Origin of the sequence: Metabacillus dongyingensis, assembly GCF_019933155.2 — a bacterium.
GTDB classification, from domain to species: domain Bacteria; phylum Bacillota; class Bacilli; order Bacillales; family Bacillaceae; genus Bacillus_P; species Bacillus_P dongyingensis.
Map to the genome: position 1 here is coordinate 2,695,743 of NZ_CP082944.1, position 25,501 is coordinate 2,721,243.

Annotated in this window: 24 protein-coding genes and 1 pseudogene; 4 read left to right on the forward strand and 21 right to left on the reverse strand. The window is 38.9% G+C overall.

Annotation, left to right across the window (positions count from 1 at the left end; genetic code table 11):
• Window positions 1–30 precede the first annotated feature (30 nt).
• The 10 genes from K8L98_RS13385 to K8L98_RS13430 form a co-directional block, all read right to left on the reverse strand.
• Window positions 31–1,101, reverse strand: a complete 1,071-nt coding sequence (locus tag K8L98_RS13385) for an EpsG family protein (protein WP_223435381.1) — start codon at window positions 1,099–1,101, stop codon at window positions 31–33.
• A gap of 13 nt (window positions 1,102–1,114) precedes the next feature.
• A complete protein-coding gene (locus tag K8L98_RS13390; protein WP_223435383.1) occupies window positions 1,115–2,029 on the reverse strand; it encodes a glycosyltransferase family 2 protein in 915 nt (304 codons plus the stop codon).
• Window positions 2,030–2,032: 3 nt separating this feature from the next.
• Window positions 2,033–3,142: a glycosyltransferase family 1 protein gene (locus K8L98_RS13395; RefSeq protein ID WP_223435384.1), complete on the reverse strand. Its 1,110-nt coding sequence runs from the start codon at window positions 3,140–3,142 to the stop codon at window positions 2,033–2,035.
• An 11-nt stretch (window positions 3,143–3,153) separates the two neighbouring features.
• Complete coding sequence (locus K8L98_RS13400; RefSeq protein ID WP_223435385.1) at window positions 3,154–4,221, reverse strand: glycosyltransferase; 1,068 nt, start codon at window positions 4,219–4,221, stop codon at window positions 3,154–3,156.
• Window positions 4,184–5,350, reverse strand: a complete 1,167-nt coding sequence (locus K8L98_RS13405; RefSeq protein ID WP_223435386.1) for a glycosyltransferase family 4 protein — start codon at window positions 5,348–5,350, stop codon at window positions 4,184–4,186. The genes K8L98_RS13400 and K8L98_RS13405 overlap by 38 nt, the downstream gene beginning before the upstream one ends.
• Before the next feature lie 54 nt (window positions 5,351–5,404).
• On the reverse strand, window positions 5,405–6,286 hold the full coding sequence (gene galU, locus K8L98_RS13410; RefSeq protein WP_223435388.1) for a UTP--glucose-1-phosphate uridylyltransferase GalU: 882 nt from the start codon (window positions 6,284–6,286) through the stop codon (window positions 5,405–5,407).
• Window positions 6,287–6,299: 13 nt separating this feature from the next.
• Window positions 6,300–8,126: a polysaccharide biosynthesis protein gene (locus K8L98_RS13415; RefSeq protein WP_223435389.1), complete on the reverse strand. Its 1,827-nt coding sequence runs from the start codon at window positions 8,124–8,126 to the stop codon at window positions 6,300–6,302.
• A gap of 4 nt (window positions 8,127–8,130) precedes the next feature.
• Window positions 8,131–8,307 carry a hypothetical protein gene (locus K8L98_RS13420; RefSeq protein ID WP_223435390.1) on the reverse strand — a complete coding sequence of 59 codons (177 nt, stop codon included), beginning with the start codon at window positions 8,305–8,307 and terminating at the stop codon, window positions 8,131–8,133.
• Window positions 8,308–8,535: 228 nt separating this feature from the next.
• Window positions 8,536–9,204 carry a CpsD/CapB family tyrosine-protein kinase gene (locus K8L98_RS13425; protein WP_420828787.1) on the reverse strand — a complete coding sequence of 223 codons (669 nt, stop codon included), beginning with the start codon at window positions 9,202–9,204 and terminating at the stop codon, window positions 8,536–8,538.
• The gene (locus K8L98_RS13430) at window positions 9,176–9,916 is read right to left on the reverse strand and encodes a YveK family protein (protein WP_223435393.1); all 741 of its coding nucleotides are present in this window, start codon (window positions 9,914–9,916) and stop codon (window positions 9,176–9,178) included. Before K8L98_RS13430 ends, K8L98_RS13425 begins: the two co-directional genes overlap by 29 nt.
• Window positions 9,917–10,335: 419 nt before the next feature.
• Here K8L98_RS13430 and K8L98_RS13435 point away from each other — a divergent pair, with 419 nt between their 5' ends.
• Window positions 10,336–10,716, forward strand: a complete 381-nt coding sequence (locus tag K8L98_RS13435) for a helix-turn-helix domain-containing protein (protein ID WP_223435394.1) — start codon at window positions 10,336–10,338, stop codon at window positions 10,714–10,716.
• 62 nt (window positions 10,717–10,778) lie between these two features.
• On the opposite strand, the gene K8L98_RS13440 is transcribed toward K8L98_RS13435, so the two are convergent.
• The 10 genes and pseudogenes from K8L98_RS13440 to K8L98_RS13480 form a co-directional block, all read right to left on the reverse strand.
• Window positions 10,779–11,177, reverse strand: coding sequence for a MaoC/PaaZ C-terminal domain-containing protein (locus K8L98_RS13440; protein ID WP_223435395.1), 399 nt, complete (start codon window positions 11,175–11,177; stop codon window positions 10,779–10,781).
• Window positions 11,174–11,623, reverse strand: a complete 450-nt coding sequence (locus tag K8L98_RS13445; RefSeq protein ID WP_223435397.1) for a MaoC family dehydratase N-terminal domain-containing protein — start codon at window positions 11,621–11,623, stop codon at window positions 11,174–11,176. The genes K8L98_RS13440 and K8L98_RS13445 overlap by 4 nt, the downstream gene beginning before the upstream one ends.
• 17 nt (window positions 11,624–11,640) lie before the next feature.
• Window positions 11,641–12,816, reverse strand: a complete 1,176-nt coding sequence (locus K8L98_RS13450; protein WP_223435398.1) for an acyl-CoA dehydrogenase family protein — start codon at window positions 12,814–12,816, stop codon at window positions 11,641–11,643.
• 92 nt (window positions 12,817–12,908) lie between these two features.
• The gene (locus K8L98_RS13455) at window positions 12,909–13,307 is read right to left on the reverse strand and encodes an acyl-CoA thioesterase (protein ID WP_223435399.1); all 399 of its coding nucleotides are present in this window, start codon (window positions 13,305–13,307) and stop codon (window positions 12,909–12,911) included.
• Window positions 13,288–14,712, reverse strand: coding sequence for an iron-containing alcohol dehydrogenase (locus tag K8L98_RS13460; RefSeq protein ID WP_223435400.1), 1,425 nt, complete (start codon window positions 14,710–14,712; stop codon window positions 13,288–13,290). Before K8L98_RS13460 ends, K8L98_RS13455 begins: the two co-directional genes overlap by 20 nt.
• A 113-nt stretch (window positions 14,713–14,825) precedes the next feature.
• Window positions 14,826–14,975 carry a hypothetical protein gene (locus K8L98_RS13465; RefSeq protein ID WP_223435401.1) on the reverse strand — a complete coding sequence of 50 codons (150 nt, stop codon included), beginning with the start codon at window positions 14,973–14,975 and terminating at the stop codon, window positions 14,826–14,828.
• 67 nt (window positions 14,976–15,042) lie between these two features.
• Window positions 15,043–17,265 carry an AAA domain-containing protein gene (locus K8L98_RS13470; RefSeq protein WP_223435402.1) on the reverse strand — a complete coding sequence of 741 codons (2,223 nt, stop codon included), beginning with the start codon at window positions 17,263–17,265 and terminating at the stop codon, window positions 15,043–15,045.
• Between the two features lie 158 nt (window positions 17,266–17,423).
• Window positions 17,424–17,558, reverse strand: a pseudogene (locus tag K8L98_RS26875) (iron-containing alcohol dehydrogenase); the annotation flags it as partial.
• Between the two features lie 44 nt (window positions 17,559–17,602).
• A complete protein-coding gene (locus K8L98_RS13475) occupies window positions 17,603–18,523 on the reverse strand; it encodes a 3-hydroxyacyl-CoA dehydrogenase family protein (RefSeq protein ID WP_223435404.1) in 921 nt (306 codons plus the stop codon).
• 239 nt (window positions 18,524–18,762) lie between these two features.
• The gene (locus tag K8L98_RS13480; RefSeq protein ID WP_223435405.1) at window positions 18,763–20,124 is read right to left on the reverse strand and encodes an aspartate kinase; all 1,362 of its coding nucleotides are present in this window, start codon (window positions 20,122–20,124) and stop codon (window positions 18,763–18,765) included.
• 187 nt (window positions 20,125–20,311) lie between these two features.
• On the opposite strand from K8L98_RS13480, the gene K8L98_RS13485 reads away from it, so the two are divergent.
• On the forward strand, window positions 20,312–21,538 hold the full coding sequence (locus tag K8L98_RS13485; protein WP_223435407.1) for an MFS transporter: 1,227 nt from the start codon (window positions 20,312–20,314) through the stop codon (window positions 21,536–21,538).
• 130 nt (window positions 21,539–21,668) lie between these two features.
• Window positions 21,669–22,931, forward strand: a complete 1,263-nt coding sequence (locus K8L98_RS13490; RefSeq protein ID WP_223435409.1) for a 3D domain-containing protein — start codon at window positions 21,669–21,671, stop codon at window positions 22,929–22,931.
• 110 nt (window positions 22,932–23,041) lie between these two features.
• Here the strand turns inward: K8L98_RS13490 and K8L98_RS13495 are convergent, their stop codons facing one another.
• Window positions 23,042–23,650 carry a TetR/AcrR family transcriptional regulator gene (locus tag K8L98_RS13495; RefSeq protein WP_223435410.1) on the reverse strand — a complete coding sequence of 203 codons (609 nt, stop codon included), beginning with the start codon at window positions 23,648–23,650 and terminating at the stop codon, window positions 23,042–23,044.
• A 340-nt stretch (window positions 23,651–23,990) separates the two neighbouring features.
• Here K8L98_RS13495 and K8L98_RS13500 point away from each other — a divergent pair, with 340 nt between their 5' ends.
• Window positions 23,991–25,484: a peptide MFS transporter gene (locus K8L98_RS13500; RefSeq protein WP_223435411.1), complete on the forward strand. Its 1,494-nt coding sequence runs from the start codon at window positions 23,991–23,993 to the stop codon at window positions 25,482–25,484.
• Window positions 25,485–25,501 lie beyond the last annotated feature (17 nt).

Below are 25,501 nucleotides of genomic sequence, written 5' to 3' on the forward strand. Positions count from 1 at the left end.
TTAACGGGATAGATTATAAACATGTATTACTTAAAAAAAGAAAATATAATCACTTTGATAGAGTATATTTAATGAAATCACATGTTCATAATAAAAATAAATTAAATAACTAATAATTAAGGAATAGTAAACAAATTTTCTGTTACTGGCATTAAATAAATAAATAATCCAAGATATTAAAATCAGATTGTACAAACTAAAATAAATATTAAATCTAGCAAATATCCAATTTTGAGTAGCTATAATCATGAAAATTAAATTAATAATTGATAAATTTACTATTATGTCACTTTTCGGCCAAAGCCTTTTTAATTTTTCACGTCCTAAAAAAGCTATAATAACAGGGACAGAATCTACAATTACTCTTATTTTATTTGCACCCCCCTCTTCAAAAGAACTATAGTGACTGTACTGAGTATTTTCTAAGGATGCAAAAAGCATTTCAGAAAACTGATTAAATCCAACTACAATAAAAATTGCAAGTCCTAATAAAATAAATGTAATCTTTGTCCAAGCTTCTCTTCGCACTATAAAATAAATTGGTAGAAGTACCAATGCACTTTGATGAATTGTAGAAGAAATTATTACAAAAATAGCATACTTTCTAAAATTACCATCTAATAGATATTTTGTTGCTATAAAAATTAACGAGGCAGCTAAAAACTGTCTAATTCCATTCATTGAAACAATATACATTCCGTATGTAATATAGACATAAAAACTCAATTCTACCATTCTTGAATATTTATATAATGTGATGCCAATTAATAAATTAGTTATTAGCGCTGTTACCAATAAAAGGAATTGAGGATCTTCTGATATGATTTTTAAAATCATTTGTAAAACATTAAATCCAGGGTCTTTTTTAGATTTGATATCTTCCCAGGTGAAATCGCTATTCGAATAACTGTCTAAGTAAAAGTAGGTATCACCAATATTATTTCTAAGTCCTGAAACCAGTACTAATGAAGTAATAGCTAAAAATATTAATATTTTATTATGTCTTACATAATGAAATTCATAATAAATCGGTCTTGAAAAATATCTAGCTAGAAACGAAAGCACATATACCACTGTTAGGTTTATCCACATTATTGTCATAAATAAATTCCTTTCAACAACCAGGATACCTATTATTTATTACTGTTCTTTTATCTGTATTAGTTAAATAAAAATATAATAGTATTCCTAATGGTGTTGCCAGTAAAGTTAAACATTTTTTAGGTGAGTCAAATAAAAATCGTTTATTCTTAATCATTAGACTGCTTGAAACATAATGTACCGATTCTCTGAACCTATCTTTCCAGGTCGGTGAAAATTGAATGCCAATTCTCCTGAAAAATGCAAATCCATTAGGATTTCTTTTGTATTGATTAATCATATTCAAACTCGAGCCATCAGGTAAGTACTCCACATGACACAAAATTTCATTCATGATAAGTAATGGATTCATTTGGTCAATGAGAAGATACTTGTAGCTTAAAGGGCAATATTTTTCACCTGGGAAGATTGGATAAGGAGGTGTTTTTGTTGTAAGTTCTGTTCTGTATACTAATTTCTTATCTCCTTTTACCTTATGCTTTGCATAGAGGCCAGAAAGTGTAGACTCATTCAAATGATCAGGCATTTTTGTGCCAATAATTTCTCCTAGTGGAGTGGCATCAAGACCAACAATTCCTGCAAATTTTTCACTTCCGTATTTTTTCCAGAATTGAACGATTTTTTCAACCGCTTCATCTGCCATGTAATCATCAGAATCAATACACACGTTTAATTCTGTATCGATTCTTTCGTATGCTGCATTATGTGCTCCATGCATTCCTTGATTTTCTTGATAGTGGTAAATGATGGGAACTGCGTTTATATTCTGCCACTTTTTTACTAATTCGCTTGTACCGTCTGAAGATCCATCGTCAATGATGAGCCAAACAAAATCTTTGCTTGTTTGTCTCATTAGACTTTCATAACATAGATGCAGAGTGTAGGCGCGATTATAAGTAGGTGTAAAGACTGTTAAGGTTGGTTTCAAAGATTATACCTCCACTTCTTTACTAGATTGATTAAAGTAGAATTCTGTTAGCCAATGTGACATGGTTGAAGTATCATAACCCTTTTCACGTAAGATTTTTAAAGTGTTTTTATGTTCATATGTGGCTGATAAAATCTTATTTGCCCAGCTTTCAGATGGATCTTTAAGACTTAAAAACTCTAGCTGTCCAGTAACATTTGTTTCTTCTGTAACCGTATTTGAAACAAACGACTTTAGGCCTGCTGCTTGTGCTTCTACTAAAACAACCGGCAAACCTTCGAATAATGATGGAAAAAGAAATACGTCCATAGCCTGCATCAGTTTTTGTACATCTTTGCGAACTCCAAGGAAATGGACATTTTCTGAAAGACCAAGTCTTTTCACTTTATCTTCTATGGAAAGACGTAAATGGCCTTCACCTGCTAAAAGCAGAAGAGAGTTAGGCATTCTGTCGTGGATAGATTTAAACACTTCGATTAAAAAATCATGGTTTTTTTGTTTATTGAATCTTCCTATATGACCTATTACTAACTGATCATCAATGTTTAGATCCTTTCGTATTTCAGATCTTACTTCTTGATTAAAACTAAAGTCATTCACGTTTACTGCGTTGTTGAGAACCGTAATATCATTCCTCTTTCCGAAAAGCCATTGACCCGCTTTTTTAGAGCAGGCAAAAAATTGTGTTGGATTATCTTTCATATAATATCGGGCATAAAGGCGAAATGGCAGTTTCAGATCAATTCCTAAATCACTTAAATGACTATGAGCAATTCTGCTTGGTACCCCTGCCTTTTTTGCTTCTCTTAAAACAAAACTGCTGTTTTCATTGTTGTGAGCATGGACAACTTTATAATCTCTATTCTTTGCAAAGAAATCTTTTAATGAATGAAAGTATTTTCTATAATTTCCAGGACGTATTGGTGGCATTCGATATATATGTCCGCCTAAACTTTCAATTTCATCGTCATAATGGCCTCTTTCCACACGGTGCACCATAAAATCGAATTGAATCTTGTTCCTGTCCATTTGCCTGTAATAATTCATCAGCATCGTCTCAAGACCACCGCGATTCATGATAGTAACTACCTGCAAAACACGCATCGGTTTCATCTTATTCCCTCCTAACGCACCGTTTTTCTTAGAAATTCTATGGATGTTAACATCATAAATAATCCTAATGCAATGCGGTTTTTTGCAAAGAAAAAAAACGTTTTCCAAACAATTGGACAGTGCTGCATGTCGAATTGGTTCAATGAACGTTTTATATGCTTGCTTTTTAAAACTTGATTTAATTCGATTATTTTTTTTATGATTGAGTTTGAGTTTCCTCTGCTGATGGTATTCAATCCTAATCCAAGTGTATTTATGCTGATTCTGTTCGCTAATGCTGTTTGAAACTCTCCGCTGAGTTTTTTTTCTTGAAGGAAGTCTTCCATTTTAGTATAAAGTGTTCCAAATTGATGAACCAATTTCTTATTATATGTTGATGTAACAGATGTCTCGTTCACGCGCCAGTAGTGATATAGAGGCTGATTAAGAAATACAAAAGAATTTGCATGATAAAAAACTTGAATATTGAACAATGTGTCTTCATTGCTTCCTATTTCTTTTAGATCTACAAATTCCAGTTTATTTTGTTTAATCAGTTCAGATTTATAAAGCTTCGACCAAACTGTCCCCCAGGCATCCAGATATTCTGGATTTGATACCTCTTTTTCAATCGGTCCAATTAATCTTCTTAGTATTTTCGTTTTCAATTCCTCATCTATATATTTACTTTTGTCAGCTTCATTAAAATTCTTCTCTCTTGAATGTGTTTCAAATTCACGAATGTACGAACACATGACGATGTCAGCTTGTTCTTGTTCTGCAGTTAGATAAAGGACTTCGTACATTCTTTCTTCAATCCAATCATCCGGATCAACAAATCCTATATATGCTCCCTTTGCCTTTTGCAATCCATCATTTCGTGCTGAAGATACTCCATTATTTTTTTTGTGTATAGCAACAATTTCATTATGTTTTTTAGCATATTCATCTAAAATACTTCCGCTTGAATCTGTTGAACCATCATTGATGGCTATAATCTCAAAATCTTTAAATGTCTGAAAAAGAAGACTATCCAAGCATCTGGATAAATATTTTTCTACATTATATATAGGCACGATTATACTGATCTTTGGTTTCATTGGTATCCCTCAACATGTATCTGGAGTAGATTTCTGAAAGTTCATAATTGACACTTAATAATTCATATTTTTTTATTTTTTTAATACTCATTAATCCTAAATTCCCGAGTAATCTTTTTGATTTGGCGACGTCATTGATTTTTCTTGATAACAGTTCAACTTCTTGATTTTTAATAAGATATCCATTCACCCCATCCACCACAAGCTCCCTATGCCCACGGTTCTCAGTAGCAACAACAGGCAGCCCGCAGGCCATAGCCTCCATAATATTGACCGGCAGTCCTTCACGAAGACTAGATCCTACTGCTAAATCACACATTGGCAAGATGGAATCAATATCTTTTCTGAATCCCAAGAAATGAACCATTTGCTCGATACTGAGCGTTTTAGCAAGCTGTTTACATTCTTCTAAAAGAGCTCCTTCCCCAGCCAGGAGAAGTTTAGCGTTTGGGAGATTATCTTTTAATCGAGACATGGCATGCAGCAAAAATTGCTGGTTCTTATTCTTGTTAAACTCTGCTGCGTAGAACAAAATGAAGTCATCTTGCTCCATTCCGAATGTTTTTCTTCTTTTCATTTTTTCATTTTCCGAAATCGGTTTGAACTTTTCAGTGTCTACCCCTACTCCATGAACGTGTTCAACTTTTCCAGCTGCAAATCGCCGATCCATTGCCAGAAGATAATCTTCTTCATTAATCGTAATCAGACAATCCGTATAAGCTGAAAGCCATTTTTCGATTGGGTAAAAAGTCAGCCAATTTTGAAGCGGCGCACCTTTGCAAAAGTGAAAGCCGTGTGCCGTATAGATGACTTTTGTGCCTTTTGTTCTTGCTTTTCTTGCAGCCAGCCGGGTAAGAACTCCTCCAACAGGTGTATGGCAGTGAATGATACCGTAGTTATTTTCATTAATGATGTCTTTTAATCGACTGTATGCAACCGAGTTTCTACTATTAAATGGTGACCGTTGAATGGGCAGGTTGTATTTCTGGTCAACGTATGGAAGTTCAATATTCCCAAGTGCAGCTACATGAACTTCCCAGCCCTGTTCTTTAAACCATTTTAGTATTGGTAGATGAAAGCTTTTAAAGTGGTAATCAACTGTTGCCGTAAAAAGCACTTTGTCAGGCATTTTTATCACCCTGCTCGAACAAAAAACACTCAATTGCACGAGTGTTTTCGTTCATTATTTTTTGGAGAATTCTTTTTCCATTAGATTTGATAAGTAATGAAGCAAATCGTATTTCAGTTCGCTATGTTTAAGAGCGAATTCAATGGTTGTTTTGATGAAGCCGAGTTTTTCACCTACATCATAGCGGATGCCTTCAAAGTCATAGGCAAAAACGGCTTCTATCTGATTAAGAGCGGCGATGGCATCTGTAAGCTGGATTTCTCCGCCTGCTCCTGGCTTTTGATTGTTTAATAGATCAAAGATTCTTGGACTTAAAATATATCTGCCCAGGATGGCTAAATTAGAAGGTGCTTCTTCCATCTTCGGCTTTTCTACTAAATGGTTCACATTGTAAAAGCGGTCACTTATTTTCGCGCCATCTACGATTCCATATCTGGATACCTCTTCGTCAGATACATGCTGCACGCCAATAATTGAGGCATTATAGCGTTCATATTGTTCGATCATTTGTTTTAGACAAGGTTTTTCTGCTGCGACAATATCATCACCGAGTAACACAGCGAATGGTTCATTTCCGATAAATTTGCGTGCACACCAGATCGCGTGCCCAAGTCCTTTTGGCTCTTTTTGACGAATATAATGAATATCCACGAGTTTGGAAGACTTTTGAACTTCATTTAATAACTCTAGTTTACCCTTCTCTAAAAGGTTTTGTTCGAGTTCAAATGAGTTGTCAAAGTGGTCTTCAATCGCTCTTTTTCCTTTACCTGTTACAATGATAATGTCTTCAATGCCTGATTCTACTGCTTCTTCGACAATGTACTGAATCGTTGGTTTATCTACTATCGGAAGCATTTCTTTCGGCATCGCTTTTGTGGCTGGCAGAAATCTTGTGCCAAGTCCTGCTGCTGGAATAATAGCCTTTTTGACTTTCATAAGTAATCTCCTTTTAACTAGGTATCGACAATAGCTCGCTAACAGGAACACGATGATTGGCGAGATCTAACAGCTGTTCGCGCAATTCGTTTTTCTCCATTTCAGAAAATGTATCGATGATATGTTGGATTTCTTCTATATAAAGAGTAGCTGTTTTCCCTACGTAAATTTTCGGATACACTTGCTGTTCATGTACTTCATCATCTTTAAGCAATTCTTCAAACAGTTTTTCGCCAGGCCTCATGCCAGTGACTTCTATTTCAATGTCGTCAAGAGAGTGCCCAGACATTTTTATTAGATTTTTAGCAAGATCAATAATTTTGACAGGTTCGCCCATATCAAGAACAAAGATCTCTCCTCCCCGTGCGAGTGCTCCGGCTTGCAAGACAAGCCTTGAAGCTTCTGGAATGGTCATAAAATAACGGACCATATCCGGATGCGTAATTGTTACGGGACCGCCTTTTTCAATTTGCTTCTTAAAAAGCGGTATCACGCTGCCTCTGCTTCCTAAAACATTTCCAAAGCGGACAGCTACAAATTTTGTCTTGCTAATTTGGTCAAAGTGCTGAACCAGCATTTCAGCAAGTTTTTTAGTTGCACCCATGACGCTAGTGGGATTTACAGCTTTATCCGTTGAAACCATGACAAAGATCTCAACGTTGGCCCATCTCGCAGCACTGGCAGCATTACGTGTGCCAATAACATTGTTTTTTACAGCTTCTTCTGGATTTCGTTCCATCAGCGGTACATGTTTATGGGCGGCTGCATGGTACACAATGTAGGGCTGATGTCTGCCCATGACTTCAAACATTTTTTTCTCATCCTGAAGATCCGCAATTTCGGTTACAAGTTCGATTTGATATTTTTCTGCTTCTGCTCTCAGCTCCATTTCGATGGAGTAAATGCTATTTTCCCCGTGACCCAAAAGAATCAGCTTGTTTGGTTTAAACTTTGTAATCTGTCTGCATATTTCGGAGCCGATGGATCCTCCAGCCCCTGTTACGAGAACGGTTTTTCCTGAAATGTTTTCAGAAATGCTTTCAATGTCAAGTTCAACAGGCTTGCGTCCTAAAAGATCCTCTACACGGACTTCCCGGATTTGATTGACAGAAACTTTTCCGGTAATTAAATCTTCAAGCATGGGAATGATTTGCGTTTTCGCTTTTGTCTTAAGACATTCATTAAAAATATTCTGTAATCCTTTTTTGCTTAAAGATGGAATGGCTATGATAATATTATCAATTTCAAACTCACGTACTTTTTCTTCAATTGCACTTACCCCGCCTATAACCGGAATGCCAAGAATATCAAGTTTCTGTTTGTGGACATTATCATCAATAAAAGCAACTGGATACATATCTGTATCTGCACTTTTTTTCAGCTGTCTTGCGACCATAGTTCCAGCTGAGCCTGCACCAATTATTAAGGTTCTTTTCTTGTTGCTTGATTTGCTTATGTATGTATCACGGATCATTCTCCAGCAAAAACGAGAGCCTCCTATCAAAAGCATATGAATCATCCAGGTTACTGCCAGCAGTCTGAAATGAATTTCAGTTTCAACCAGCTGCTGCATGACAGCAGTTGCAGCGATTGAGTAAGTTATGGCTTTAAAAATAATAAGTAGTTCCCCGATGCTCGCGTATTCCCAGGCCTTGTTATAAAGCTTATATATGAAAGAAAAAATATGATGACTGATTAATAAGGTGAGTGAGCTGATGACTAATGGGATTGTAAGAACATGCAGATCTGCCTCTAGAAGGAAGCGGCTGAAGAAGATGGCAGAAAGAACGATAATTGAATCAACTATTATTAATAATGACAGCCTTCGATTGTAGGTCATCAGCTCAGCCTCCTGCGAACTCTTTTTTTCTTTCGGTCCCTTTTGAAAGAATCAGCGATCTTTTATAAATGGAAACATCGATGAGTTTTTTTATTTCATTCAGCTGCTCTAAGCTTGCATCCTGCTTAATATAGCGAACCATTTTCTTCAATGATTTCGGGTAATGATCAAATGGATTCAAGAATAGCACTCCCTTTTCTTTGATATAAATCTTAACTTTATGCTCTTTTGAAAAAACATAAAGTTAAAATTTATATGAATTGGGGCATTTAACCCCTCCTCACATCACACTACCGACGACTCGCGTCTAAGGCTTTCAAGGCCCACAGCATGATCGAGTGCCTCCATTGATAATGGATAGGAGACATTACCAGATATTCTTAATCAAGAACGAATTTTGTAAATTTTTTTATTTATATTCGTTGAGCACGATACCAAGCAGTGATGCTCTTGAGGCTGACAGGATTTTGTTTGCTTCCAGCGCTTCTTCTTTATCTGTTTTGCCGTTATTAACGACCAGTACTATTCCATCACATTCATTGGCTAAGATTTTCGTATCAACCACATCAAGAACGGGCGGACAGTCAAACAAGATCAAATCGTATTGATCATGCAGTTTGGCCATCAAGTCTCTCATTGCCTGAGATGCTATGATTTCGGAAGGATTATGCGGAATCGATCCGCTTGTTAAAATAGCCAGCCTTCCTATCTCTGTTTGGTGAATCGCTTCACTTAAAACGGCATTTCCGATTAAAACATTTGTTAGTCCAACGGTATTTTCAAGTTTAAATGCATTATGTATGGCAGGCTTTCTTAAATCACCGTCAATCAGCAGTACTTTTTCTCCCTGAAGGGCAAATGAAACCGCAAGATTGGTGACAGTGGTGGACTTACCTTCTCCATATCCCGGAGAGGTAATGAGAAGGGAGCGATACTTTTGATCAATAGAAGCAAATTGCAGATTTGTCAAAATCGTCCGATACTGATCTGAAATCAGGCTGTTTGGATTGAAGTAAGAAATTAAGCTTTTTTTTCTTGGCGGAACCGTGTTAAATGGATTTTGAACCAAAAGTTTCACTCCTTAAGTGCTGTTTCTTTTTTACATTTCCTTTTGTTGTATTCCGCTTTGACATTTTTGAAACAGCACCCAGAATTGGCGCATCAAAAATCTCTTCTACCTCTCTCTTGCTGCGGATACTGTCATCCAGTGAATCAAGCAAGAAAACAAGGCCGACTCCAATGATGATTCCTGCGATAACCCCCATCATAATGTATCTGGAATGATTTTCATTGATAGGGTAATAGTTCGGCTTGGCCTTAGCTAATATCTCCATGCCATCAATGACGATAAACCCAGGAATTTCATCTTTAAAGATTTCAGCTGTGGTATTAGCAATTTTAGCCGCCAGCACAGGATCTGAGTCTATCACTGAAATATTGATAACTTGTGAGCTTCCTATTGTTTCAGCATTGATCTGGCCGCTGAGTGCTTCCCCTGAACGTTTCAAATCCAGTTTTGCTGCCACTTTCTCAAGAACAGCTGGATCCTTTATAATGACGTTCAGTGTGTTTATTGTTTCTGCAGTAGTATTGATTGTAATGCGGGTAGAGGTGGCAAACAAAGGGTTCGTATAAAAATAACTGTAAAAACCTGCAAACATAGTGGTCAGCAGCGTAATCACTGCAATCATCCAAAAACGCCTTTTAATTACTGTAAAAATTTCTTTAAGATCGATTTCCTTTTCTTTTCCAGAGATCAAAGGGTCATCATGAAAATTATGATTTTTCATAGGTTCCACCTTTCAAAATAAGAGTTCTTCATAAAGAACATTGATAGTAAATAAAAAGAGATTCGATTTTCTAATATGTTCTTTATTTTAGTTCTTTATAAAGAACGTGTCAAGCAGATAGTTCTATATTATTATGAATTCTTCAAATATATTCTATCATTCTATTTTTGTTTTCTTCTTATACTGACAATTATCTTGTTTTCGATAATATGAGCTGTTATTAATGTATGCTATTTTACCTAATTGTAAAAACCGTCAAAATTCTTTGTTTTTTCGTTAAAAAGAACAAAAATCTCTTGATTACTCACTAATACTCGCTTAATCACACAATTTTGATATTTTATAAAGAACGATATGTTCCTTATAATGAAAGAGCAAGTTACTATTTTATCAGAATTGGCTGATTAAGGAGACAAGAAATGGTTGGTGATCGCTTACGGGAGTTAAGACAGGAAAAGGGGTATTCAATTAGTGAGCTTGCTGAGCTTGCTGGAGTTTCCAAATCTTATTTAAGTTATATTGAACGAAACATCCAAAAAAACCCGTCGCTGCAGTTTTTGCAGAAAATTTCAATGACTCTGGAGGTTGATTTAGAATATCTTCTGGGGTATGAAAGGGATCATTTTAATGAAAACATTGATGATGAATGGCGGGAGTTATTGAACAAAGCAATTGCGGATGGACTAAGTAAAGAGGAATTTAAAAATTTTCAGGAATATGCCAAATTCAAAAAGTGGAAACATGGAAAAAAACAGATATCTGAATTTATTATTGATGATAAGACTCATGGTTCCAAATAAAACATGTTTTCTTCAGTTCTAATAAAGAAGACCTCTCATCCTCAGGATAAGAGGCTTATTTATTATATCCTTCTAAATACAACATCCCCCTTAGCAACCTCTGTCCCATCCTGATTAACAGCCCTCACATGAAACTTTGCAGATTCATCGTTCATCTCATAAAGATCCGCCTGATGAGTCAGCACATCACCCAGGAAAACCATTCCTTTAAACCGGATCGTATAAGCTTCTATAAAGCCTTCCTCATAGAACGGAGAAAAGAGTTTAGACAGGCTGCCCATTGTCCACATGCCGTGTGCAATGATGCCCGGCAGACCTGCTTTTTCTGCTTCTTCGTCAATGGTGTGAATTGGGTTGTAGTCGCCTGAAGCTCCAGCATATTTGATGAGATCCAGTTTTGAGACAGGCGGAAGTGTGATGTCCTTTAAGGGATCACCCAACCGAAAATCAGCAATTGTCATACGTTCATCACCTTTCTGACTGCTTCATTTATAATAACGACTTGTTTCATTGAAAAAATCAAATCTCCTTCTTCTGTCTCTCCCAGTCTCTCAATAGTGAGCATGCCCATGCTTCCCCCGCTCCCTTTTCTCTCCCTGTAGTTTACAAGTTTAGAAGAGCAATAGACGGTATCGCCTACTAAAAGCGGTTTTTCATAATGAAACGACTGTTCACCATGTATCAGACCTTTAGACGGCAGCTTCAATCCTTCAATTGTGCCGTAGCTCAGGGTAACGGGAAAGGTTGGCGGTGCCAGATTCCGCTTGTATTTTGAACGGGCTCCGGCTGCCTCATCTATGAAAAGAGGGTTCTCATCTCCGATCGCTACAGCAAATTTTCTGACTGTTCCCTTCTCAATAGAGTTCTTTACTTTTCCGGAAGCGCTTCCAATTAAGTGTTTGAACATGGGTTTCGCCTCCTTTTTTAGATGAATTGTCCGATTTTGACATTTCCTTTTAAAAGATTGCGGGAAAGAATTAAGCGCTGAATTTCATCTGTTCCGTCATAAATTCTCCAGAGGCGGGCCTCACGATACCAGCGTTCAATCGGAAGTTCTCTTGTATAGCCCATTCCGCCATGGATTTGGAGAACGCGGTCAACAACACGATTCCCCATATTAGAGCCGTATAGTTTGGCCATTGATGCCAAGTGGCGGTTGTCCTCACCTTGATCAAGCGTGAACGCAGCATTTAGGACAAGCCATTTTGCAGCTTCAATTTCAGTTGCTGAGTCTGCAATTTGCCATTGAATGGCTTGACGGTCAGCGATCGGCCTTCCGAATGTTTCGCGTTCTTTTGAATAATCAATGGCCATCTGCAGCAGGCGTTCGGCTGCTCCGACAGCTGTTGCCCCAACGATCCATCTTGCAAAACCGATCCATTCGAGCCCGAGTTTATACCCGCCGTGCAATTCACCGAGAATGTTTTCTTCAGGCACGCGGACTCCATCGAAAAATAAGCTGGCCGGTCCCCACTCGCCCATTGTATGAATATATTCAGACGTCCATCCCATATCCCGGTCAACGATGAAACATGTGACGCCGTCACGGCCTGTTGACCTGTGCTTTTCTTTATCTGTTATCGCAATAACCATAACAAAATCAGCTTCATTTCCGCCTGTAATAAACGTTTTTTCACCATTTAGGACCCATTCGCTGCCGTCTTTTACTGCTGTCATCTGAATATTTCTTGTATCAGATCCTGCTGCCGGTTCTGTCATTGCAAAACAGGATTTTTTGTCGCCATTAATTGTAGGAATTAAATACTTTTCCTTTTGTTCTTCATTTGCATAATAGAGAATGTTGTCTGCTGAGCCGCCAAAGCGGAACGGAACGAATGTTTTGGATACTTCCATTTGCACAATGGCAAGCATCATCTGCCCGATATCTGCACCGCCGTATTCTTCAGGTGTGTTAATGCCCCAAAAGCCGGACTGCTTCGCCTTTTGCTGAAGCTCGTGCATTTTTTCTTTTGAAAGACTTGGCTTTCCTTCTAATTCATTTCTAAGAACGGTATTTTCAAGTGGCATTAATTCATTTTCAACAAATTTACGGATTGTTTTTTGAACCATTCTCTGCTCATCTGTTAAACGCAAATGCATAACATTCACTCCATCCTTTAAAATACTAACCAGTTGGTATGTTACTAGTGTATTTTGAAATTTCAGAAAAAACAAGCTTTAATTTTGAAAACTTACATGTTTGTATAGAGATGGTTCTGTAATTCCAGTCTAATGGCGTCCGGAATGCGTTCTGATTTTTTTTCATGAACATTATAATGCACATAGATAGCTGTCCCTTTTGCGCATAATTCCCCGCCCTGATGAATTTCTTCATAAAGCTCTAAGCTTGTGTTTCCGATTCTTTTCACCCAGGAATAGACTTCGACTTCTTTGCCGTAATAAATTTGGCTGATAAAATCGACATTCATGTTTAAAATAATCATTTTCCAGTCCTTAAAAGACCATTCAGGATTGAATAAAGCAAAGAGCTGATTTCTTCCTGCTTCAAACCAGACTGGCACTGTTGTATTGTTGATATGGCCGACCCCATCTGTTTCGGAAACTCGCGGTTCAATTGTTGTATGGAACATGCTTCATCACTCCCTCTGCCTTTAACGTTCCGTATAGGGCTGCATGGTAGACTTGTTTCACATCCTTGAGCTGAAAGGCTCTTGGACTTCTTGCAAGCAGTCTTGTTTGCTTGATGCCGCCCGCCGCTAATTTTTCAATATCCTCTTCAGTAATGCCATATTCTTGAAGAGTATGGGGCAGGCCAACATCTTCCATCAGATTTCTAATTTCTAAAACGGCTGACTGCGCGAACTCACGATCGCTTTTGCCGTTTCTCTCAATACCCAGCGAAGAAGCAAGAATCGTCATTTTATGTAAGCAGGACGGCAAAATATAGTCAAGGACATATGGAAGCAGCACAGCATTTGATTCTCCATGTGAAACTTTAAATAAGCCCCCTAGCGGGTAAGCTAAAGCATGTACACCGGCGACACCCGCATTAAAAAAACTGAGTCCCGCAAGCATACTTCCCCATGACATACTGCTCCGGGCTTCGCGGTTTGCGCCCTGCCAGACTGCTGTGCCGATACTAGAAGCAATTTTTTCTATTGCTTCTAATGCCAGAGTATCTGTAATAACCGTGGCATTAATGGATAAAAAGGATTCAATCGCATGTGTCAGTGCATCAATCCCGCTTGCAGCCGTTACTCGCGGCGGCAGAGAATAAGTTAATTCCGGATCTATGATGACGGCATCTGCTAGCAAATAGTCATGAGTAATGACATCCTTTGTTTCTTCTAATGAAAAAACGGCTATATCCGTCATTTCTGCACCGGTGCCTGATGTTGTCGGGATCATGATTTTAGGCAATCCCCGTTCTGACAGTATTTTTGTTCCTGATAAATTTAAAAAATCCGCAATTGTGCCTTCATTTTTTGCAAGAACGGATGCAGCTTTAGCTATATCAAGACAGCTGCCGCCGCCTATGCCAATGACAAGATCAGCTCCTGAGTTCCTGAGAGCTTTGACTGCACCATCACCAATAGAAACTTGCGGTTCAGGCTGAATTTCTGTATAGCATTCGATTTGGATTTTATTTTCTTCAAGCGTCTGTTCGATTGGAGAAAGAACTCCAAGTTGGATTAAAATTGGATCGGCAAAAATAAAAACTTTAGAAGCGTGATATTCATTAATAAGGTGAAGAAGATTTTGAATAGATCCTTCACCAGTTACAATTTTATTGGGTGATCTGAACGTTTTCACAAAGCTCCCTCCAGTTCTTTGGAACAAAAAGTTTGAATGACACGGTTCATTTACCATACGCTCTGTATAATCCCCTGCTGTATATTCTTCAATTACCTTTCTCCAAAAGCTTTGAGCAGGTTTATTCCTTTCAATTTGAAATATTTCCCATTTCCTGCTATACATCTGAAAAACATTGTTGGCAATTTTTTTACCGAGACCTGATCGCCGAAATTTTTTCATGATGAAAAACTCCGCCATCGAAAAATGCTCTTCAGATGCATCGTACCTTACATAGACAAAACCTGCATACCATCCTTTACATTGATCAGATAAGGAAATCGCCCTTCTTCAGTTCAGTAGTTTTCGAAATAAGGATAATCATTGAATCTGCCTTGTCCGTTAACTTTGTCATTGTTAAATTCAGTGAAATCATAGATGTAACATTGCACTAAATTTTCGATTGCCTTATCTGAATCAGCAGCGGGAAATAACCTGTACTCCATTCTGTTCCCCCTTCTTCATTCTTTTATCAACACTACTTATTCGAGAAAATGGCCGATCTTCCTCTTTTTATGAAAAGGAGAGCTGTGTCAGAAAATGCTGAACGGTTTTTGGGGAATACAGCCTCGCAGCTACATACGGAGGCTGCACTCTGTTTGCTCCTTCAAATGGCTGTCCGAGCCATAATATTTGGTCATCAATGATAACAAATGGGAATGGCAGATTTTCTTGAATCCAAGTACATTTAAACACCGGCTTACTGTCAGATATAACCGAAAGAGTGATTCCATGCCCAGCATTCTTCAGGACATTGGTCAAATCCTTTTCAAGACTCATAGATTTCGGCAGTGAAAGAATGATCCGTCGCTTGGCAGAACAGATGTCTTCAAATAGTGGTTCCTGTTTTAGAGCGTGCATCCATTTCAATTTTGGATGATGGTGCTGAATCCATTTTCCAATATGCTGATGAGTGACGGACTGATGATTTTTCTCCTGATGATCCACTAGCTGTCTGAGTGCTTTGCTGCGGTATACGTTTTTACGGATAAAGTCTGTATTGCTGACATGTATGAATTTTCCCTTAGTCCTTGTAATGGCAACATTGATAAGTCTTTCACTGTCCTTACCCGCAGTCAGCATTCCGGCACGATTCTCCGGAAAACTGTCAACACTGTCAAAAATCATCACATCCCGCTCGCTGCCCTGAAATTTATGGACGGTTGCTGCAAGAATATCTGCATTCAGGAGTTCTTCTTCATATAAATCACCTAAAAGCTGCTGCATCAGAGAAGCCTGTGCCCGGTATGGTGTCACATAGCCGATTGATCTTACACCAGAGAGATAGGATTCGTGGATGCTTTGAAATGAAAGCAGCAGATGCCACAAATTAAACTTGGAATGCGACGTCCTTTCTTTTATACAATGCTCGCCAGTATAACTTGCATCCAGCAAAATGGATGCTCTGTTGGGAAAAGGAGTTCTTATTACAAGCTGATTTCTGCTTTTTTTGACACTTTCATGGTCGCCTACTTGATTTTGATAAACATATTGATTGGTAAATGCAGAGATTTCCGGATGCATTCTTCGCTGTTCTTTCAAGAGAAGCATTTGCGGATGTAAATCTTGTTTGATGTCTGAAACACCTGAGCGGATGAAAATATCTTCTTTCAGCCATTTTTCAACGAGTTCATGACGAGAAGAGGCAATAGGCGGCAGCTGTTTAAAGTCCCCGCACAGAATCACCCGCCGGCCAAGCGATGCAGCAAACGCTGCCTGCGGTACGTAAGCCATGCTTGTCTCATCGACAATAACAACGTCAAATTCGTCTTCATATATGTTTGAATCACTTGCTGCTTTAGCAAGTGTTGTTCCAACTATAAATGCTTCTTTTACAAATTCAGATTCCTGCTTGCGTATTTTCTCAAGGACTCTGCTGATTCTTGTTTCAAGATCAAGCAGCTGATTGGAATCCCGCTTGCTGAATGAATCCGATAAATCCTTTTTTAAGAGCTTTCTTTCATCGAGAAGCTGATATCTGTCCTTTGATAATGCAGGGTCTTTCTGCAGAAGGAGTTCACTTGTTGTAAGGGGTACAGGAAAGGCCGTGTCAGCGCTCCCAGTACCATAGCGCAGCAGTTCCCCTTCAATAAATTTCTCCTTTTTATGAATAAAAACTGCGATTTCCTTCATTAATACATCCACAGCACTGTTGCTGTGTGACAGAATCAGCACACGTTTTCCTTTAAAATAATGATTGGCTGCTGTTCTTGCAAGAGTATAGGTTTTCCCCGTGCCGGGAGGTCCCCAAACGAAAGTGACCGGATTGTATTTTGACCTTATAAACAATTCATGGACTGAGCTTTTCCCTTTCTCTGACGGATGTTTTGGAGGCATCGAGGGATCCATCAGCTTTTTGATTCTGGCCCTCTTAATCTTGCTTTTTTTCATGTCATCAAGCCTTGCAATTAGTTCCTCAAGCAGTTCCCACGGGTCGTGGAAAAGAAAAGCCTCATGAATGAGATCTCCAAACGATCTTTCAAAAGATAGAATGATGCTTTGTCCTTCTGAAGAGAGGACTCTTCCTTTGTGCTTTACTCCGTCCCATTCTAATTTGACTGAGGATCCAACGGGAATTTTCAGACTGCCGCTGCTCTCAAAATAGTAAGTAAACCCAGCTGATAATAGATGTCCATTTGCAACACGGTATTTCGTGCTCCCATATTTCTTTAAATAGCCGATTTCAATTTGAAGGGCCTGCTGCCATTCTTTTATATAGGTTTTCGTTGTAATCAAGGTAATCTGCTCCGTTCAATGAAAGAGGCAAGCCCGTATATCCTGAGCCTGCCTGTCTGAGCTTTTAACTATACAATATTTTCACCTTGCCGTCATGTTAATTGAACCAGCGCTGTATGACCACTTTTTTCCTCGTTCTCCATTATATAATTTTCAACTATGATGGTTACGTCTGTTGCTTCAGAGCCTGAACCTGCTGTAGTCGTAATCGCAATCAAAGGAACCGGGGGGATGCACGGCTATTTTTTTGCCTCCAAAATAATCCCGATATACCCGCCATTTGCCGCAAGTACCAGCAAATGAATTCAATCTGATCTTTCTCCATTCTGTAAAACGCTTACATTTTAAGCAAGTGAATCAGCTGTTTATCCCTGATGTCTAAGTTCCCTTCTCCTGTGCCGCTATATTCATAAATACCCTTGCCGGTTTTTGAACCCAGATTCCCCTGCTTGACGCTTTCCACAATAAACCGCGGAGCTTCCGTGCTGCAGTCGAGTTCCGGGAACAAATTTCCGGTTACCTTTTCCCAAATATCAAGCCCTCCCATGTCTGCAATCCGCAGAGGTCCGTTCAAGGCCCATCTCATGCCGGGTCCTTCAGACATGACCTTATCAATGTCATCTGCATCCGCGATGCCTTCTTCAAGCAGATAAAAAGCTTCCCTGACTACTGCAGCCTGCAGGCGGTTCGCAATAAAACCCGGAATGTCCTTATTAAGAATGACAACTTTCTTGCCTGCAGCTTTTAAAAGATGGCTAACTTCTTCTACTGCCCATGGCAGAGTGTGCTCATGTTTAACTACTTCAACCAGTTTGACTAAATGAGCAGGATTAAAGAAATGGGTGATGAGCAAGCGCTCAGAAAAAGGGCACTCTTCAGCAAGTTTTGTAATCGGAAATGTAGAAGTGTTGGATGCGACAATTGCAGTTGAACTTATCATCGGTTCGAGCAATTTAAATAACTGCAGCTTAAACTCAAGCACCTCAGGAATTGCTTCAATAATCAGATCAGCGTCATGAACAGCTTCGCTAAGGTCCGTTGAATAAGAGAGCATTTCCAGCGTTGCTTTTTGTTCATCACTGTTTATGTAAGATTCCTTTTTCATTACCTCTAAATTCTGAATAATCATTCGTCGAGCTTTCGTTAATAATTCTGCTCTTAAATCATAAATCGTCACCGGACAGTGAGCAGCAGCAAATAACTGGGCAATGCCGTGCCCCATTGTTCCAGATCCAATAACAGCAACCTTCTTAATCAAACTCAGCTTCCTCCTTATTTCCGAATTATCGGTATATTCCATCATTATATCGCAGTTCGATAAAAATTGTCAGTTAAGTACTGATGTCACCATTAGAGGGTTTGCTCGACAAATGAGAGTTTTCGATAAAAAATGGAGGGATTTCGATATGATTATTTCCAGTAATAAATAACCCGCAGAGACTTCAGCTCCAAATCAATAAAAAAGCACTGCCTCTAATCCAGCAGTGCTCCCTTTAATTATGCATAAACGCTTACAAAAAATTCCTCATAAAGTGCCTGAACAGCTTTTTTTTCCTGAGCTTCTTTTACACCAAACATCATGCTGACTTCTGATGATCCCTGGTTGATCATTTCGATATTGACGCCTGCTTCTGCGAGAGCTTTTGAAGCACGGGCTGCTGTGCCGATATTATGGCGCATGCCTTCCCCCACCATCATAATTAGAGACAGATTATGTTCCACTGTCACCTCATCCGGCTTCAGGTCTGTGCGGATCCGCTCTAAAATAAGCTCTTCAGTCTCAGCATTCATTTGTTTTTGCCTCAGAATAATGCTTAGATCATCGATTCCAGATGGACTGTGCTCATAGGTTAACCCGAAATCCTCTAAAATTGAGAGCAATTTTCGTCCGAATCCAATTTCTTTATTCATTAAATATCTATTTACATAGATACTGCAGAAATCATCATCGCTGGCAATGCCGATAACAGGTCCATTCGTATTTTTTCTTTCGTTCACAATTCTGGTGCCTGCAGCTTCCGGATTATTTGTATTCTTAATGTGAACAGGAATACCGGCCTCAAAAGCAGGAATCAGCGCTTCATCGTGAAAAACAGAGAATCCGGCATAAGAAAGCTCACGCATTTCCCGGTAGGTAAGCTCGCGGATTTCTTTTGGATTTGGAACCACATTAGGATTAACTGAATAAACCGCATCCACATCCGTGAAATTTTCGTATAGGTCTGCTCCTGTTCCATTTGCAAGGATGGATCCGGTAATATCTGAGCCGCTTCGCGAAAACGTCACAACTTCTCCTGCTTCGTTGTAGCCAAAGAATCCTGGAAAAATAAGAATGCCGGGAAGTTCCCTTAAAGCTTTCAGATTTTCGTAAGATTTTTTCAGAACTTGTGCTGTTCCGCAAGTTTCTTCTACAAACAGCCCTGCATCTTTTGGATTTATATAAGATGCTTCAATGCCTCTGCTTTTAAAATATTCAGCAATCAGCTTTGCATTGCTGTCTTCTCCGCTTGCTTTTATTGCGTCTATGTATCGGTCTTGCCGAGTCTTATCTGCATCAAGCAGTTCAATAAGATCATTTTCGATTTTGGAAACGATTTCAGCCGGCAATTTCAGCTCTTCTGCCACTTGAGAATACCGGGCAATAACAGCAGTCAAATATTCGGGTGCTCTTTCCCCTCGCAAAGACCTTTCGCCAAGTTCAATTAAAAGATCCGTCACCTTGCGATCTTCTGCATACCGTTTGCCGGGCGCTGACACAACGACCACTTTTCGATCAGGGTCAGATGTGACGATATCAAATACCTTTTTAACCTGATTTCCCGATGCTAACGAACTTCCTCCAAACTTAACCACTTTCATGCGAACAACCCCTAATAATTAAATTTTCAGGTAAATTTTAAAGTCTATTTTACTCTTTTTACATGAACATTCAAGGCTTTCTTGTGCAAAAGCATTTTTTATTTGAATTTTTTGATTTCTTACCACTCATTTTGTGGTAAAATACTTTTCGTCTATCGAAATATTCAGTTGAGAAAGGACTCATAAAATGGAAAACGCAGCTTCATTAAAAAAACCGGTTTCAAAACCGTCTCCGACTATTTACAACATCCTTTTCATCATTGGTTTATGTCATTTATTAAACGATTCAATTCAATCCGTTATCCCTGCGATGTTTCCGATTCTTGAAAATACGATGGGGCTCACGTTTACCCAGCTTGGCCTTATTGCCTTTACGCTCAATATGGTTTCCTCTGTCCTGCAGCCGGTTGTCGGCTGGTATACAGATAAAAAACCAATGCCCTATGCCCTGCCTATCGGGCTTACGAGCAGCTTAATCGGAATTGTCGGCCTTTCATTTGCTCCTTCTTTTTCAATGATCTTATTAAGTGTCTTTTTCATTGGACTAGGTTCTGCGGTCTTTCATCCTGAAGGGTCAAGAGTGGCATATTTAGCAGCTGGAGAAAGACGCGGCCTCGCGCAGTCAATTTATCAAGTCGGAGGAAATACAGGATCTTCATCTGCTCCGCTGATTACAGCGCTCATTCTCGTTCCATTCGGGCAGTTTGGCGCGATTTGGTTCACTATTGCAGCAGCTCTTGCAGTTATTTTCCTTATTTATATAGCAAACTGGTACACATTAAAACTTTCAGATATTAGAAGAGAAGAAAAGAAAAATGGCACTAAGAAAAAAGAGGTAAAACTGACGAAAGCCATTTTTTCTGCATTAGCCGTTATCGTATTTCTCGTTTTTGCACGTTCATGGTATGGAAGTGCCATTTCAAATTTTTACACGTTCTATGTGATTGAAAAGTATGATTTAAGTATTGCCCAGTCACAGGTTTATATCTTTATCTTTCTTGTCATGGGTGCACTTGGAACCTTTGCAGGGGGGCCTTTGGCAGACCGTTTCGGCAAACGTACGATTATCCTTTATTCCCTGCTTGCTACAGCGCCTTTTGCCCTCATTTTGCCGTTTGCAGGTCCAATAGCGGCATATCCGCTGATCGCTGCAATTGGTTTTATATTAAGTTCAAGCTTTTCTGTAACTGTTGTTTATGCCCAAGAGCTCATTCCGGGAAAGATTGGCACAATGTCCGGTTTGACAGTCGGGCTCGCATTTGGAATGGGGGCAATTGGTTCTGTTGCTTTAGGCTCATTGATTGACGCTTTTGGATTAACATCTGTAATGACAGGCATCGCTTGTCTGCCGATTTTAGGAGCACTTGCTTACCTGCTCCCCACAGATCAAACCTTAAAAGAGTGGCAGCAATAACCGACAGCCTTTGACGATTTGTCATGGATTATTTTCATTAATTTGTCGCATATTGAATGATTTAACAGATTTGTAATCTAAAAGGCCCCTCTTTTGTGGTATAACTAAACTACAAGAAAGGGGTTGTTTTATGAGATTTTCAATGCGTATGATTGCCGCGCTTTCTGTTGGTTTTGTTACTCTATCAAGCTATAACACTGCCCTAGCGCAAACGAATCAGGACACCTTGCATAAAGCTGAGAAGCAGCTTGACCAAAATCAGGAAGTGCTGAATCAAAAAGAAAAACAAAAGCAAGCAGTACATACCGCTGTACAGAAAATGGAAAACGAACTTCAGAACATGGAAGCTCTTGTTGTAAAAAATGAAAAAGAATACGCCTCCATTCAAGAAAAGATTAAAAAGACAAATCAATTAATCGATGAAAAGAAAATAGAAATTGTTGCACTTCAGGACAAGGTATTAAGCCGTGAGGAAATCATGCATGCAAGGCTTGTAGCCCTTCAGGAGAATGATCACGCTGATATTGTCATTCATACATTAGTTAATGCGGAAAGTGTTTCGAACTTATTTGAGAGAATTGGAGCAGTTGCCACTCTCCTAAATGCTGATAATGACATTTTAGAGCAGCAGCAGGCTGATTTAAAGAAAATCGAAGAAGATAAAAAAGAGATTGACAGACAAGAGGTTCTGCTGACTGAACAGAAGCAAACATTAGCATCAAGCGGTGCCAAGCTTGAAGAAGCAATGCTGAACAGACAAAAGAAAATGACTGCCCTTCAAGCTGAATATCAAAAAATTTCAACAGAAGTGACCCTTGCTGAACAGGAAAAATCAGCTCTACAGGCTCAAATGAAATCAATTGAAGCAAGCATTAAAAAAGAACAGGAAGCGGCAATTGCACGGGCCGCAAGTATTGCCGCAGCGAAAAAGAAAGAGCAGGCAGCTCTTCTTGCTGAAGCTAACGCCCGTGCAGAAGCGGCAAAAGCAAAGGAAGCGGCAATTGCCAAAGCTGCAGCAGTGAAAAAGAAAGAAGCTGCAGCAGCCAAACCTGTATCTGCTGGTAAACCCGCTGCCAACGAGCCTCCAAAAGAAGAAAAAGATGAAAGCAAAATCTTCTATGTAACTGCTACTGCTTACAGCCATGAAGATACGGCCAGCGACTATACGGCCATTGGAATAAATATTAAAGAAAATCCAAATATGAAACTCATTGCTGTTGATCCAAAAATCATTCCTCTGGGCAAGAAAGTCTGGGTTGAAGGTTATGGAGTTGCTATTGCAGGTGATACAGGCGGTGCAATCGTCAATCATAAAATAGATGTTTTGATGCCTACTAGTGCAGAAGCCAGGAAATGGGGCCGTAAAACGGTAAAAGTCGAAGTATTAGATTAATAGAATCAAAAAAAGAGAACAATGTGTTCTCTTTTTTTTTGATTTTATAAGATTTGATGGACGTACCGATTCTTATAATCCAAAAGCGTAAAATAATTTCAATATAAAGATTATTTCAAAAGAACAGGGTCTTTCCTAAACAAATCCTTCATCATAGCTGTAAACTGACAGGTATTAAACTCATAATTTGATCCGCTGTGGACGTTTCTCATTCTAAACCCTGAAGACATCAGGACAAAAAGTTCAGCTGTCTGATTGGCATCAATCTGCTCGCTGATCACTCCGTTCTTTTGACCTGATACAATCCAGAGCTTTGAAAACTCAAACATCCATTGATCAAATTCACGGAGAGCTTCCTTTGCTTTTTTTTGTTCATTCCTGCCGATAAAGTATAACAGGATTTGATTCACGACATCTTTTGGATGATTGATTGCTTCGAAACTCTCTGATAAAACATCGATAGGGTCCGTCATATCCTCTTTGCTCTTCCCCATTTTTTCAAAGAATTTTTCATTTGTTTCATGAATCCTCGCTTCAAGCACTTTAGCGAATAGCTCATCTTTGCTTTTAATATAATGATAGATGGCTCCCTTTGACAGGCCTGTTCTCTCCATGATTTCTGAAAGGGTGGTTTTGGCGCAGCCCACTTCCTTAATCAATGCAGATGCAGCTTCAAGCAATGCCTTCTCTGAGCGCACTCTTCTTTCAAATTGCTTCATAATTCGACGCCTCCTTTCTACATTTTAAAAACAGACCGGTGGTTTGTAAAGTAGAATTAAGTCTCCTTTTGCTGATTGAAGACTGATTAACGCAATTAATGTCAGCAGCTATCTCTGATCATACGAAATGCATAGACCCAAGGTAATTTTTTTCTTTAATTATAGAACTTAAAGAAATAGACAGAAAAAACAGAGCTGCACGCAAGCCCTGTTTTTTCATGTCATTTTTGTAAAATTATATTAAAAAAATAATTCATCTAGCATTTTTGCCGATTTTTTTTGACAATTCAATTTTAATAGTAGTATTATTATACATGGTAAAAAGGAGGATTCTTGTATCATGTCATCGATTGATAAAGACAAAATTGTACAAAGTGTACCGCAAAAAGGTTTTTTCGGTCATCCTAAAGGATTGTTCACGCTATTCTTCACAGAATTTTGGGAGCGCTTTTCTTATTATGGGATGAGAGCTATTCTTCTGTATTATATGTATTATTCCATGAAAGATGGCGGACTTGGACTTGATCAGACTACTGCTCTTTCCATTATGTCCATCTACGGATCTCTTGTTTATATGTCCGGAATCATCGGAGGCTGGATATCCGACAGGTTACTTGGAAATACACGTACCGTTTTTTATGGCGGAGTCCTTATTATGCTTGGTCATATTATTCTTGCTTTCCCTGGAAGCATTGCTGCATTTTTCGTGTCAATGTTCTTCATTGTAATCGGTACCGGGTTGCTTAAACCGAATATTTCGAATATTGTGGGTGATCTATACAGCAAAGATGATAATCGCCGCGATTCAGGATTCAGCATTTTCTACATGGGAATCAACTTAGGCGGTCTGCTGGCTCCAATTATTGTTGGTACTGTAGGTCAAAAATACAATTTCCACTTAGGTTTTGGATTTGCTGCAATTGGTATGGCCTTAGGATTAATCGTCTTCTTGCTGACTAAAAAGAAAAATCTTGGATTGGCTGGATCAGCAGTTCCAAACCCGCTTACTCCTTCTGAAAGAAATAAAGTTTTCGGAAGATTGGCTATTGGTATAGCTGTTATCGGAATTTTAGGAGCTATATCCATTTCAACCGGCTATCTGACGATAGAAAGATTTACTTTCTTAATCAGTATTTTAGGTATATTAATTCCAACGGTTTACTTCATTGTGATGTACCGCAGTCCTAAGTCAACAGATGTTGAACGCTCTCGCCTTATTGCTTATATTCCACTGTTCATCGCGGCAATGGTTTTCTGGGCGATACAGGAACAAGGAGCTACGATTCTTGGAGCATACGCTGATACTCGAACACAATTAAAATTTGGCGGTTTTGAAATTCCATCATCATTATTTCAATCGTTAAATCCATTATTCGTTGTCTTCTTGGCGCCGGTGTTTGCATGGCTTTGGATTAAACTTGGCAATCGTCAGCCATCTACATCGAAAAAATTTGCATTTGGTTTGTTTTTTGCAGGTTTATCATTTTTGATCATGATAATTCCTGCTTACGTGAACGGAACAGATTCACTTGCTAACCCGATTTGGCTAATACTCAGCTTCTTCCTGGTTGTACTCGGAGAGCTTTGCCTGTCACCTGTTGGTTTATCTACAACAACAAAGCTTGCTCCGGCTGCATTCTCAGCACAGACAATGAGTCTTTGGTTCCTGACAAGTGCATCTGCTCAAGCTATTAACGCTCAAATTGTTAAATTCTATAAACCCGAAACTGAAATTCTCTATTTTGGTATCATTGGCGGTATAGCTGTACTTTTAGGATTTTTGATGCTAATTCTTTCTCCTAAAATTCAAAGCTACATGAAAGGTGTCCGCTAAGATTACGAACAAGCCTG

Bases quoted from the DNA above. Each gene is read 5' to 3' on its own strand.
- K8L98_RS13385 (WP_223435381.1), bottom strand. From the start codon at position 1,101: ATGACAATAATGTGGATAAACCTAACAGTGGTATATGTGCTTTCGTTT.
- K8L98_RS13395 (WP_223435384.1), bottom strand. From the start codon at position 3,142: ATGAAACCGATGCGTGTTTTGCAGGTAGTTACTATCATGAATCGCGGT.
- K8L98_RS13400 (WP_223435385.1), bottom strand. From the start codon at position 4,221: ATGAAACCAAAGATCAGTATAATCGTGCCTATATATAATGTAGAAAAA.
- K8L98_RS13405 (WP_223435386.1), bottom strand. From the start codon at position 5,350: ATGCCTGACAAAGTGCTTTTTACGGCAACAGTTGATTACCACTTTAAA.
- galU (WP_223435388.1), bottom strand. From the start codon at position 6,286: ATGAAAGTCAAAAAGGCTATTATTCCAGCAGCAGGACTTGGCACAAGA.
- K8L98_RS13415 (WP_223435389.1), bottom strand. From the start codon at position 8,126: ATGACCTACAATCGAAGGCTGTCATTATTAATAATAGTTGATTCAATT.
- K8L98_RS13430 (WP_223435393.1), bottom strand. From the start codon at position 9,916: ATGAAAAATCATAATTTTCATGATGACCCTTTGATCTCTGGAAAAGAA.
- K8L98_RS13435 (WP_223435394.1), top strand. From the start codon at position 10,336: ATGGTTGGTGATCGCTTACGGGAGTTAAGACAGGAAAAGGGGTATTCA.
- K8L98_RS13440 (WP_223435395.1), bottom strand. From the start codon at position 11,177: ATGACAATTGCTGATTTTCGGTTGGGTGATCCCTTAAAGGACATCACA.
- K8L98_RS13445 (WP_223435397.1), bottom strand. From the start codon at position 11,623: ATGTTCAAACACTTAATTGGAAGCGCTTCCGGAAAAGTAAAGAACTCT.
- K8L98_RS13450 (WP_223435398.1), bottom strand. From the start codon at position 12,816: ATGCATTTGCGTTTAACAGATGAGCAGAGAATGGTTCAAAAAACAATC.
- K8L98_RS13455 (WP_223435399.1), bottom strand. From the start codon at position 13,307: ATGTTCCATACAACAATTGAACCGCGAGTTTCCGAAACAGATGGGGTC.
- K8L98_RS13460 (WP_223435400.1), bottom strand. From the start codon at position 14,712: ATGAAAAAATTTCGGCGATCAGGTCTCGGTAAAAAAATTGCCAACAAT.
- K8L98_RS13465 (WP_223435401.1), bottom strand. From the start codon at position 14,975: ATGGAGTACAGGTTATTTCCCGCTGCTGATTCAGATAAGGCAATCGAA.
- K8L98_RS13480 (WP_223435405.1), bottom strand. From the start codon at position 20,124: ATGAAAGTGGTTAAGTTTGGAGGAAGTTCGTTAGCATCGGGAAATCAG.
- K8L98_RS13485 (WP_223435407.1), top strand. From the start codon at position 20,312: ATGGAAAACGCAGCTTCATTAAAAAAACCGGTTTCAAAACCGTCTCCG.
- K8L98_RS13490 (WP_223435409.1), top strand. From the start codon at position 21,669: ATGAGATTTTCAATGCGTATGATTGCCGCGCTTTCTGTTGGTTTTGTT.
- K8L98_RS13495 (WP_223435410.1), bottom strand. From the start codon at position 23,650: ATGAAGCAATTTGAAAGAAGAGTGCGCTCAGAGAAGGCATTGCTTGAA.
- K8L98_RS13500 (WP_223435411.1), top strand. From the start codon at position 23,991: ATGTCATCGATTGATAAAGACAAAATTGTACAAAGTGTACCGCAAAAA.